Consider the following 11,101-nt stretch of genomic DNA (forward strand, 5'->3'; position numbering starts at 1 on the left):
AATGAAATACTTGGTAACCGGGGCGTCTGGCCAGCTAGGTCAGGCGGTGATGCGGGCGATAAAACGCAGCGGACAAGTTGGCGTTGGTACGACCACTAAGGCAAGTGAAATGAGCGCGTATTTGACTTTAGATATTAGAGATGCGGCGAAAGTTGCGCGCGTGGTAGCTACCGTTCGCCCAGATGTCATTATTCATTGTGCGGCTTGGACGGCAGTGGATGCAGCTGAAGATAAAAAATGGCAGAATCTAATTTGGCAAACTAATGTTGAGGGTACTGCTAACCTAGCTCGGGCCGCGCGTGAAGTGGATGCAAAGCTGATTTATCTTTCAAGTGATTATGTCTTTGATGGAAGCGGACAAAAACCGTGGCAGGCGGATGACAAGTGCTATCAACCCATAAATTTTTACGGCCAGAGTAAGCTAGCAGGGGAATTGGCTGTCGCACGGAGTTTAACCAAATACTTTATTGTTCGCACTTCATGGGTTTTTGGTCTAGGTGGTAGTAATTTTGTTGAGGTAATGTTAAAATTGGCGACCCAGCAAAATAGTATATCAGTTGTTGCAGATCAAATCGGCACCCCCACCTATACGGAGGACTTAGCTTGTCTTTTAGTGGAGATGGCAGCAAGTGAGCAGTATGGTTACTATCATGCTAGTAATGAGGGTGGTTATCTTTCTTGGGCGGAGTTTGCGACTGAAATTTTCAAACAAGCGAACCAAGCAGTTACCGTTTTACCAGTGACAAGCACAAGCTATATGGCTAGTAAAGCCCCTCGGCCCCATAATAGTCGCTTGGATAAAAGTAAATTAGTCGCTACTGGCTTTAGCCCATTACCATCTTGGCAGGATGCTTTGAGGCGGTATTTACGAGCACGACAGCAATTTGTATAAAATATGTGCTGTGGGAATTTTTGTGGAAAATGGACTTGACCACGAGGGCGTTTGCGCTTAAAATTATGCTTATAAGCAATGAACCAAGAGGAGTATTCAGGCAAGTTTTTTCAAGAGACATAATCCTTGGCTGGAAGATTATGAAAACGGATGGATACGGGTAGCTTGGGAGCTGTTGGCTTGAAAATTAAGTAGGGCCAACCGGATTTACATTCGTTAACAGTAAACAAGCGGGGCATGAAAGCCCAATTTAGGTGGTACCACGGCACTGTCGTCCTATATTAAGGATGGCGGTGCTTTTTTGTTTCCCGCGGTATGATAAGAAAGGAAGATTTGATGACTAAAGAAATGTCAACAAAATACGACCCAAGTCAAGTTGAACCGGGTCGTTATCAAAAATGGGTTGAAGCCGGCGTCTTCAAGCCTAGTGGCAACCCTGATGCAAAGCCATATTCTATCGTAATTCCTCCCCCAAATGTGACGGGTAAATTGCACTTAGGTCACGCCTGGGATACAACTTTACAAGATTTAATTATTCGTCAAAAACGGATGCAAGGTTTTGATACCTTATGGTTACCAGGGATGGACCACGCTGGGATTGCAACTCAAGCCAAAGTGGAAGCACGTTTAGCTGAATCTGGGGTTTCTCGCTATGACTTAGGTCGGGAAAAATTCGTGGAAAAGACTTGGGAATGGAAAGATGAGTATGCTGCCATTATCAAGCAACAATGGGCAAAGATGGGGATTTCGGTTGATTATGATCGCGAACGCTTCACTTTAGATGAAGGTTTATCTAAAGCAGTACGGAAAGTCTTCGTCGACCTTTACAACAAAGGTTTAATCTACCGGGGTGAATTTATCATCAACTGGGACCCTAAGGCACGGACTGCCTTATCTGACATCGAAGTTATCCACAAAGATGACCAAGGGGCCTTCTACCATGTGAAGTATTTCTTTGAGGACGAAAACTTTACTTTCAACGGGAAGAACTACATTGAAATTGCAACGACCCGTCCAGAAACGATGATGGGTGACGTGGCCGTAGCCGTGAACCCCGATGACGAACGTTACAAGGAATTGGTAGGTAAGAAGGTTATCTTGCCACTCCAAGGCCGTCACATTCCAATTATTGCGGATTCTTATGTTGATATTGAATTTGGGACGGGGATGGTGAAGATTACTCCAGCCCACGACCCTAACGACTTTGAAGTTGGTAACCGTCATGATTTGGAAAGAATCAACACCATGAATGAAGATGGTACCATGAATGAATTGGCTGGTAAGTACAATGGTATGGACCGCTTTGATGCCCGCAAAGCCATTGTTAAGGACTTGGAAGACCAAGGTTACATGATTAATATCGAACCAATCGTTCACTCTGTGGGACATTCTGAAAGAACTGGGGTTCAAGTAGAATCGCGTCTTTCAACGCAATGGTTTGTGAAGATGAAGCCTTTAGCTCAAGCGGCTTTGGATAACCAAGACACAGACGACGAACGCGTTGAATTCTACCCACCACGTTTTGAAGGGACTTTCCAACACTGGATGGAAAATATTCATGACTGGGTTATCTCCCGACAACTATGGTGGGGTCACCAAATTCCTGCTTGGTACAACAAGCACACCGGGGAAACTTACGTTGGCATGGAAGCCCCTGCGGACATTGAAAACTGGGAACAAGATCCTGACGTATTAGATACTTGGTTCTCTAGTGCTTTATGGCCATTTTCAACCATGGGTTGGCCAGATACTGATGCCGAAGATTACAAGCGTTACTTCCCAACTAATACTTTAGTTACTGGTTACGACATCATCTTCTTCTGGGTTTCTCGGATGATTTTCCAATCCGTTGAATTTACAGGCCACCGTCCATTTAATAATGTTTTAATTCATGGTTTAATCCGGGATGAGCAAGGCCGCAAGATGTCTAAGTCCTTAGGTAATGGGATTGACCCAATGGACGTCATCGATAAGTATGGGACCGATGCTTTACGTTGGTTCTTAACTTACGGTTCCACTCCGGGTCAAGACGTCCGTTTCTCTTACGCAAAGATGGATGCTGCTTGGAACTTTATCAACAAGATTTGGAACGCGAGTCGTTTCGTTATCATGAATTTGGATGAAAATACGAAGGCGGAATTGCCAGCTCAGAGTGAATGGCAATTAGCTGACAAGTGGATTCTAAGTCGTTTGAACGATACCGTTGAAAAGGTTACCGACTTCTTTGAACGTTTCGAATTTGGGGAAGCCGACCGAGCCCTTTACAACTTTATCTGGAACGACCTTTGTGACTGGTACATTGAAATGGCTAAGGAAAACCTTAATGGCGCTGACGCTAAGTTGAAGGCTAACACGCAAAACATCCTGTGCTATGTCTTAGACCAAACTTTACGTCTCTTGCACCCTGTGATGCCGTTTGTGACCGAAGAAATTTGGCAAACAATGCCACATGAAGGTGAATCCATCGTGACCGCTGCTTACCCAGTAGTTCACACTGAATTTAAGAACGAAGATGCTGAAAAGCAAATGGGCGTCTTAATTGACTTAATCAAGGCGGTACGGATGCAACGAGCTGAAGTGAATGCCCCAATGTCTAGTGCAATTGACTTGATGATTAAGACTTCTGATGCCGAATTAAAGACGATGTTTGAAACTAACCGCGACTACATTGACCGCTTCTGCCACCCTAAGGAATTAACGATTGCCTCTGATATTGAAGCACCATCCTTGGCCTTAACATCTGTGATTACTGGGGCTGAAGTTTACATTCCATTAGGTGATTTGGTAGACTTGGATGCTGAAGTTGCTCGTCTGCAAAAGGAAGCTAAGAAGCTTGAAGGCGAAGTTACTCGGGCCGAAAAGAAACTGGGAAATGAACGTTTCGTAGCCAATGCACCAGAAGAGGTCGTAGCAGGCGAAAAGGCAAAGTTAGCTGATTACCAAAGTAAATTACAAGCCACTCAAGACCGGATTGCGGACTTACAAACGCAATTAGGTTAAGAGGTTATGAACCATTGCCATTTTTGGTGATGGTTTTTTAGATTGTAATGATATTTTTTTAATTTTACGGTTGACTTTTTTCATTTTTGGTTTTATGATATGAACCATCAAATACAAAGACGAAGAGCAGAACAAGTACGAAAGTCTGGGAAATCAGAGATTAGGTGGCGCTGCGAACCTAACCAAGGGCTTTGGGAAAAATCATCTGTGAGTCGCGTATCGATGGTAACGGAGAATACGCTGGGTCCACCCATTACCGTGGCAACGAATCGCTAGGGCAACCTAGCCGCTCGTGTGAGGCAAGGAAACTTGCAAAAAAAGGTGGTACCACGTTTGAAACGTCCTTTGTAATTCCCCCATGGCGGGAGTTATGAGGGACGTTTTTGTGTTTGAGGAGATTTTAATAAAAAGGAAGGTGAGTGTCATGTCGGACGGAGACATTAGTGGCATTAGAAACAATTACTTAACAAAATCAAATTACAGGCACTCACGTGTGAGCATAGGGTGAGTGTTTCTCAAAAATGGAGGAATTTATTATGACTAATCAATTAACTGCTAAACAAGAAGCATTTGCACAAGCTTTATACCGAGCTTATCAAGAAGTAGACGCCTTAAAAGAAAGTGACTGGCAAGAGGTTGTCAGCGATGATCAAAGTGCCTACCAAGTCCAAGCCCGGGTCATGGAACTTAAGGGTGAACCCGTAGGCGGTTACAAGGTTTCTTTGACCAGTGAACAAACCCAAAAAATGTTTGAATCTGATTGTCCTTTGTACGGGGCGCAAGTGGCGGACCGTTTCTTAATGGCCCCAGCCACGGTTTCCTTGCAAAATTTAAATGAACCCTTGGTGGAAGTCGAACTTGCCTTTCGGGCCAAGGAAGATTTAGATGCCAGTGCCAGTCTGGAAGACTTATTTACCAAGACGACGGTTGCCGGCGCAGTTGAAGTACCGGATGCGCGTTTTGTTAATTGGTTCCCAGATCTATCCAAGTACATGGTGATGTCTGATTGCGCAGTCGGGGGCTTGGTCGTTTATGGTTTTGAGCGTGATACCCAAGAGGTGTTTGCAGATGTTGCGGATGTCGCTAAGGTGCAAGCTGACTTATTCTTCAATGATGAAAAAGTAGGGGGTGGTCAGGCTAGTGAAGTACTCGGTAATCCACTCAAGGCTTTGAAGTGGTTAGTCGATACTCTAGATGCTCAAGGTAAGGGTGGCTTGAAAAAAGGTCAGGTTGTTTCTTCCGGAACCTTCCTTTTACCTCCTGCTTTAAAGGCAGGTAAATGGGAAGCCCGTTTTGATCGAGGCTTCGGTGATGTCACCGTAAAGGTAACCAAATAAGTTGCAGACTATCTTGCTTAGCGGCAGGATAGTTTTCTTTTATTAAATTTCTGATAATTGTACTTCCATTTTATTAGTGAAATTTAAACTTGTGGTATGATGTTAAATGAGGAGGGATTTATTAATTGCGAAAAATTTTGCTAATCCTATTAGTGGGCAGTAGCTTAGTTTACAGCTATCAAGCGAGTCCTAAATTACAAAATCAAGTACAAGAAATTAGAACAGACAGTTTATATAAAGACGTTAATACGGCGGTTAGTTTGCAGTGGGAAACCTTTATCAAACAAATTAAAGGCTATCTTGGTTTAGGAAGTGGCATTCAAGCCAAACAAACCGAGCCCGGTAGCTCTTCGGGGCGCTGGACTTTTGATAGTAGTGGTCAGGAAACTAGTTCGCAAAGCAGTACTTCGGACGCCGATGTGACACCTAAATGGAAACAAAATTCAGCAACGGTCTATATTGATATTGCCGATGATGAAGCCAATTACCGTCAAGCCTGGCAAGAGGCTATCCAAAAATGGAATAGCTACGGAGTGTTCAAACTGACCATGGCCTCCGATGAAGAGAAGGCCGATATTGTTTTGAAAACGGAAAATGAGTCAACGACTGGTGAGGCTGGGGTCACTAAAACGGAATACGTGCAAAGTTATGATGGCTCAAGTGCCTACTTCACTAAGGCAACAGGATATCTTAATACTTACTATCTGAGCCAATATTCGTGGTCAAGAGTCGTTAATACTGCCGAACACGAACTCGGACACGCCATGGGCTTGGCACACACAGATGATTATAATTCAGTTATGTATCCACGAGGCTCGGAACACGGCATTGAATCAACTGATGTGACTAAGCTAAAAGAGTTATATAAATAAGCGGTGTATGATATAATTAGTTTCTAGCAAACTAATGACTTGCTTTTTAGCACCGTTTAGAGTAAACTTACTTTTAGAAAGTAAGTAAATGGAGGAAATTAATATGGTTAAAGATTTAACTGATGCAACTTTCGAGCAAGAAACCGCTACAGGCGTGACATTCACTGATTTCTGGGCAACATGGTGTGGTCCTTGTCGGATGCAATCACCCGTCGTGGAACAATTAGCAGAAGAAATGGGGGACAAGGTTAACTTCAACAAGGTTGATGTGGACCAAAACCAAGAAACTGCTGCTAAGTTTGGGATTATGAGTATTCCAACTATGCTAATTAAGAAAGATGGTCAAGTAGTAGAATCCATCGTGGGTTACCACTCAAAGGAACAACTTGAAGCTAAGTTAGCTCCTTACATCTAAAGTGAAAAAGAGTTCAGTGTATCGACTGAACTCTTTTTTTATGCCATGGTGGCAGAGAAGGAATAAAAGTAGTACTTTTTTGCATAATTTTTAATTTTGGCTATAGAGGTTAAGAGAGTATAAATAAAAGCCATTTATTGTTATAATCAGTAAGGATTGTGATAGAAGAGAGGAGAATTTATTGTGAAGCAAAAACAAATTAAAGCCGTTACTGGAGCCTTAATTTTGGCTAATATCATGTCAGGATTGGATGCGACCATTATTAATACGGCTTTGCCAGCGATTATTGCAGATTTACAAGGAATTCAATTTATGGGGTGGATTGTGGCTGTATTTCTGTTGGGAGTTTGTATGTCAACCCCTATCTGGGGAAAGGTTGGTGAAATCATAGGTTACAAACGGACCTTTCAGATTGCCCTGATAATTTTTATTTTGGCATCACTTGCCGAAGCCGTGGCACCCAATATTTACTTTTTTCTAGTAGCGCGGACCATCATGGGGATTGGTGGTGGAGGTATGGGGAGTTTACCCTATGTAATTTTAGGTAAAATCATCGCTAATCTTCATGCGCGGACGAAGGCCATGGGTTTTTTAGGGGCAAGTTTTTCGTTGGCCTCGATTTTCGGGCCCCTCTTAGGTGGGATAATTGTTGATTTTTTGGCTTGGGAATGGATTTTTTATATCAATATCCCACTGGGTTTGCTAACAATCTGGTTACTACAAGTTAATTATCAAGAAGAAGTGCCAACACATCAATTCCAGTTTGATTTCTTAGGTGCGGGGCTATTAGTGAGCGGGTTATGCGCGTTCTTAGTAGGGCTACAATTAGTTGGGCTAACCAGAGTGGAGTGGATTTTGCTGTTCGTGTTTTTGGGTCTGCTTTTGTTGGGGCTTTTCTGGTGGTGGGAAGGTCGTGTTGAAGCACCATTGATTCAAAGACGAATTTTTCACAATGGGACTTTAGTACGGGACTTTCTCATTTTTGGGTTAGCTTGGGGTGGCTTTATTGCCTATAACACTTATGCTTCGGTTTGGGCGCAAGGCCTGCTAGGGCTAAGTGCCTTATTTGGGGGCTTGACCCTGATTCCCAACGCTGTGGCTGATATTATCGGAACCCAAATGGCAACTTACTTTCAAGATCATTTTCGTGCTAAGACAACCTTAAATGTGGGACTGATAACGATTTTGCTAACACTACTAATAATGACTTTCTTATCGCTACAAGCTTCCTTAGTTTGGGTAATGGGTGCCGGGATCTTTGCGGGCTTTGGTGTTGGTTTGGTTTTTGTAATTTTACAAGTTAAGGTCCAAGAAGATGCAGGGCCTGATTTAGGGGTAGCAACTTCAATTTCTTATTTGATGCGAATCTTAGCTCAATCCTTAATGTCGGCGACTTATGGAATTGTGCTTAATCAAAAGTTAGCCCAAGGTGTCAGTCAACATGCCCACATTAACTTGAAAATGTTAAACAAGTTAACTGATGCGCAAACGGCCGTAACTTTACCGCAAGAACTTTTACCAATTTTGCGTCAGGTCTTGCATCAAGGATTAGGAGCGATTATGGTTACCGGGGCAAGTTTATTAATTTTGGCTTTGATGGGCAATAATTGGCAGAAAAAAAGCTTAAAATAAAATTTTTTGCGTATTTATATAATAGAGGGGTGATTTTGATGGATAAGTGTCCATGGGCTTTGACCCATCCTTTACTCGAAAAATACCATGACGAGGTATGGGGGAAGCCGGTTTATGATGAAAATAAATTATACGAGATGTTGGTACTAGAGAGCTTTCAGGCGGGTTTATCTTGGCTAACGATTTTGAAGCGATACGATGGGTTTAAGGCGGCTTTTTGCGATTTTGAGTGGCAAAAGGTAGCCCGCTTTACTGCAGATGACGTGACCCGACTCTTACAAAACGAAACTATTATTCGCCATCGGGGCAAGATTGAGGCAACTATTAACAATGCTCAGGTGCTCCAAAAGTTAGCTAATTCACAAGTGAGCTTATATGATCTTTTATGGGATGAGGTTGGGCACCAGCAAATCTTAAATCACTGGCAATTTAGTGAAGAAGTTCCGAGTCAAGATGCCATCGCTCAACGTTTAGCCAAGAAGCTCAAGAAGTTAGGCTTTAAATTTGTGGGACCGACTACCTGTTATTCTTTGATGCAGGCCTGTGGTTTGGTCAATGATCACCTGGAGTCGTGTCCTTCCTGGAAGAAATGTCAAGAAGTTGATTTCGGGGATGGTAGTGTCAGCTATTAGTCAAAAAGTGTAGATATGATACTTAAAATGTGAATAAATGTCATTGAAAACGGTTGCTTGTGAAGTTTATAATAAGGGCGTAAATTAAAACAAGAAGAGGTAATCTATTATGAAAATTAAAGCAGCCGTTGTACCTGAAGTCGGTGCTGATTTTGAAGTTCGTGATGACGTAGAATTACATGCTGTTGGTCCCACTGACTTACAAATCCATATGGTGGCTTCTGGAATCTGTCACTCTGACGAAGCCATTCGGAAAGGTGATGCTAGCCTTGGGTACCCTGTGGTCTTAGGACATGAAGGTGCCGGAATTGTGGAAAAAGTTGGCTCTCAAGTTACCAATTTCAAGCCTGGTGATCATGTCATTTTATCATTCTACTCAGACGGAATGTGTGATAATTGTTTAAAGGGAATTCCAACCCAATGTCGTTCCTATGCGAAGTACAATTTGTCAGGGACGCGGGCTGATGGTGAAGACCACTTCCAAATTGATGGTAAGCATGTTTCTGACATGTTCAATCAATCATCCTTTACCACGACCACAGTGGTTGACCAAAGAAATGCCGTTAAGGTTGACGAAAGTGTCGATTTGCGGAAGGCAGGTCCTTTAGGCTGTGGTTACGTAACTGGTTCTGGGACCGTCTTTAATACCTTGCAACCAAAGCCTGGAGACACCATTGCTGTCTTTGGAACCGGGGCCGTTGGGTTAGCTGCCATGATGGCCGGTAAGATTTCTGGCTGTATCAAGGTGATTGCTGTTGATATCGTGCCTGAACGTTTGAAATTAGCCCAAGAATTAGGGGCAACGCATGCTATTAACAGTAAGGAAGAAAATGCAGTTGAAAAAATTAGGGAATTAACTAATGGTTACGGTGTCGATTGGACCGTTGATACTACGGGAATTCCGGCGGTCATCAAGGATTCTGTGGCGGCTTTAGCACAAGGTGGAACCTGTGCTGCCATTGCGGTAACGCCTCATTTGGTTGAATTATCTACTTGGAATGACCTTTGTGTGGATGACAAGAAGGTTGTCGGAGTTAACATGGGTGACTCCATCCCTCAAGTTGATATTCCACGTTTAATCGAATTTAACAAGTTAGGCTGGTTTGACTATGAAAAGACCGAAAAGTTCTACGACTTTGAAGATATTAATCAAGCTAATGCAGATTCGGTTTCTGGGAAGACGATTAAGCCTGTCTTAATCATCGATAAAGACTATCAACCAGAAGCTTAAGACAAACGGGCGCTCCGGTTCTTTACGAATCGCTGTGTTTAACAATTTTTAATCAATCTAAGAATTCGAATTTGGATTCTTAGATTGATTTTTTATTATATATTCGATGACCACGGGGCGGGAATCCATGGGTTTTAACCTATGGAGGGATAGCCCCTAACTAAAAAAGCCCGTGAGGGCTTTTTTAGTTTTTCATCATAGCATTATATTTCTGGTCATTAATATATTTTTGCACTGTTTCTTTACTCATATTACCTAATGAACCTAAGTAATAACTAGAAGACCATAAATGTCCGCTCCAATACTGATGTTCTTTAATCTCTGGGTGTGCTTTTAGAAATATAAATGCACTTCTACCTTTTAGTGCCTTAATAACATCAACCGCTGATTTCCTAGGTGGAAAAGAAATTAGCAGATGTACATGGTCAGGCATAACTTCCATATTTTCGATGGTTATTTCATTATCATCAGCTACTCGTTGAAGGATATCCTTCATTTCATTAGATAATTCATCAGTTATAAAAGTTTTGTTTCTGTATTTAGTACACCAAATAAGATGAAAGTGCAGATTATAAACGTATCTTTGAGTATAAATTGCATCCTTAATTCTAGTTTTTTTATCAGTCATTGCATAGAACTCTTTTCCTTTTATTTATACATGTTTATTTTTTATTATACCACTCATTGTGATATAATAAAAGCATAGAAAGTGAGGTGAAAATCAATGAAGAAAATATGTGATTTAGCATATTATTACGGATTAAAAATGCGGATATATCCTAGTACTCAACAAAAGCAAATTATTAAAGTTAATTCTGATATCAGTAGAACTGTCTACAATAAGATGGTTGCGATCGACAAAGAATTATACCGACTAAAACAAGTTAAGTTACCTCTTGATACGGTTGTTGACCGTATTAGTGAGTTAGAAAGTCGTAAAAACGCTAGAAATATGGCTAACCATTACCAGTACATGCAAGACAAACGTGTTGATAGTGATATGATGGCGAATGCCATTAAAAATTATAAAAACACCTGGAAACTATTTAGACAGGTACACAAAGTGGGTACACCTAACTTTCACAAAAAA

The 11,101-nt window shown here is 41.9% G+C and carries 10 protein-coding genes and 2 other annotated features; of the genes, 9 read left to right on the plus strand and 1 reads right to left on the minus strand.

Annotated features, from left to right (window positions below; genetic code table 11):
• Position 1 precedes the first annotated feature (1 nt).
• The 8 genes from rfbD (at position 2) to FC36_RS10280 (ending at position 10,011) form a co-directional block, all read left to right on the plus strand.
• Positions 2 to 892: a dTDP-4-dehydrorhamnose reductase gene (gene rfbD / locus FC36_RS10245; RefSeq protein WP_025020854.1), complete on the plus strand. Its 891-nt coding sequence runs from the start codon at positions 2 to 4 to the stop codon at positions 890 to 892.
• 69 nt (positions 893 to 961) lie between these two features.
• Positions 962 to 1,174 (plus strand) — a binding site (T-box leader).
• Positions 1,175 to 1,228: 54 nt separating this feature from the next.
• On the plus strand, positions 1,229 to 3,892 hold the full coding sequence (locus FC36_RS10250; protein ID WP_056986912.1) for a valine--tRNA ligase: 2,664 nt from the start codon (positions 1,229 to 1,231) through the stop codon (positions 3,890 to 3,892).
• Positions 3,893 to 4,005: 113 nt separating this feature from the next.
• Positions 4,006 to 4,241 (plus strand) — a binding site (T-box leader).
• A 187-nt stretch (positions 4,242 to 4,428) separates the two neighbouring features.
• Complete coding sequence (locus FC36_RS10255; RefSeq protein ID WP_025020855.1) at positions 4,429 to 5,229, plus strand: 2-keto-4-pentenoate hydratase; 801 nt, start codon at positions 4,429 to 4,431, stop codon at positions 5,227 to 5,229.
• Positions 5,230 to 5,354: 125 nt separating this feature from the next.
• Positions 5,355 to 6,101, plus strand: a complete 747-nt coding sequence (locus FC36_RS10260) for a M57 family metalloprotease (protein WP_025020856.1) — start codon at positions 5,355 to 5,357, stop codon at positions 6,099 to 6,101.
• A gap of 103 nt (positions 6,102 to 6,204) precedes the next feature.
• Positions 6,205 to 6,516, plus strand: coding sequence for a thioredoxin (gene trxA, locus FC36_RS10265; RefSeq protein ID WP_023859004.1), 312 nt, complete (start codon positions 6,205 to 6,207; stop codon positions 6,514 to 6,516).
• Positions 6,517 to 6,699: 183 nt separating this feature from the next.
• Positions 6,700 to 8,148 carry an MFS transporter gene (locus FC36_RS10270; protein WP_025020857.1) on the plus strand — a complete coding sequence of 483 codons (1,449 nt, stop codon included), beginning with the start codon at positions 6,700 to 6,702 and terminating at the stop codon, positions 8,146 to 8,148.
• Positions 8,149 to 8,186: 38 nt separating this feature from the next.
• Positions 8,187 to 8,780, plus strand: coding sequence for a DNA-3-methyladenine glycosylase I (locus FC36_RS10275; protein ID WP_025020858.1), 594 nt, complete (start codon positions 8,187 to 8,189; stop codon positions 8,778 to 8,780).
• 109 nt (positions 8,781 to 8,889) lie between these two features.
• Positions 8,890 to 10,011 (plus strand): NAD(P)-dependent alcohol dehydrogenase, encoded by a 1,122-nt coding sequence (locus tag FC36_RS10280; RefSeq protein ID WP_056986914.1) that lies wholly within the window; start codon positions 8,890 to 8,892, stop codon positions 10,009 to 10,011.
• Positions 10,012 to 10,195: 184 nt separating this feature from the next.
• Here FC36_RS10280 and tnpA read toward each other — a convergent pair whose 3' ends face one another.
• Positions 10,196 to 10,639 (minus strand): IS200/IS605 family transposase, encoded by a 444-nt coding sequence (tnpA, locus tag FC36_RS10285; protein ID WP_056986916.1) that lies wholly within the window; start codon positions 10,637 to 10,639, stop codon positions 10,196 to 10,198.
• Positions 10,640 to 10,735: 96 nt separating this feature from the next.
• Here tnpA and FC36_RS10290 point away from each other — a divergent pair.
• Positions 10,736 to 11,101, plus strand: a 366-nt coding sequence (locus tag FC36_RS10290; protein WP_082614611.1) for a helix-turn-helix domain-containing protein, incomplete at its 3' end; no start/stop codon positions are given.

The organism is Ligilactobacillus equi DSM 15833 = JCM 10991 (genome assembly GCF_001435735.1).
GTDB lineage: Bacteria > Bacillota > Bacilli > Lactobacillales > Lactobacillaceae > Ligilactobacillus > Ligilactobacillus equi.

Excerpts from the sequence above, each read along its gene's own strand:
- FC36_RS10275 (WP_025020858.1), top strand. The coding sequence starts at position 8,187 with ATGGATAAGTGTCCATGGGCTTTGACCCATCCTTTACTCGAAAAATAC.
- rfbD (WP_025020854.1), top strand. The coding sequence starts at position 2 with ATGAAATACTTGGTAACCGGGGCGTCTGGCCAGCTAGGTCAGGCGGTG.
- FC36_RS10250 (WP_056986912.1), top strand. The coding sequence starts at position 1,229 with ATGACTAAAGAAATGTCAACAAAATACGACCCAAGTCAAGTTGAACCG.
- FC36_RS10255 (WP_025020855.1), top strand. The coding sequence starts at position 4,429 with ATGACTAATCAATTAACTGCTAAACAAGAAGCATTTGCACAAGCTTTA.
- tnpA (WP_056986916.1), bottom strand. The coding sequence starts at position 10,639 with ATGACTGATAAAAAAACTAGAATTAAGGATGCAATTTATACTCAAAGA.
- FC36_RS10280 (WP_056986914.1), top strand. The coding sequence starts at position 8,890 with ATGAAAATTAAAGCAGCCGTTGTACCTGAAGTCGGTGCTGATTTTGAA.
- trxA (WP_023859004.1), top strand. The coding sequence starts at position 6,205 with ATGGTTAAAGATTTAACTGATGCAACTTTCGAGCAAGAAACCGCTACA.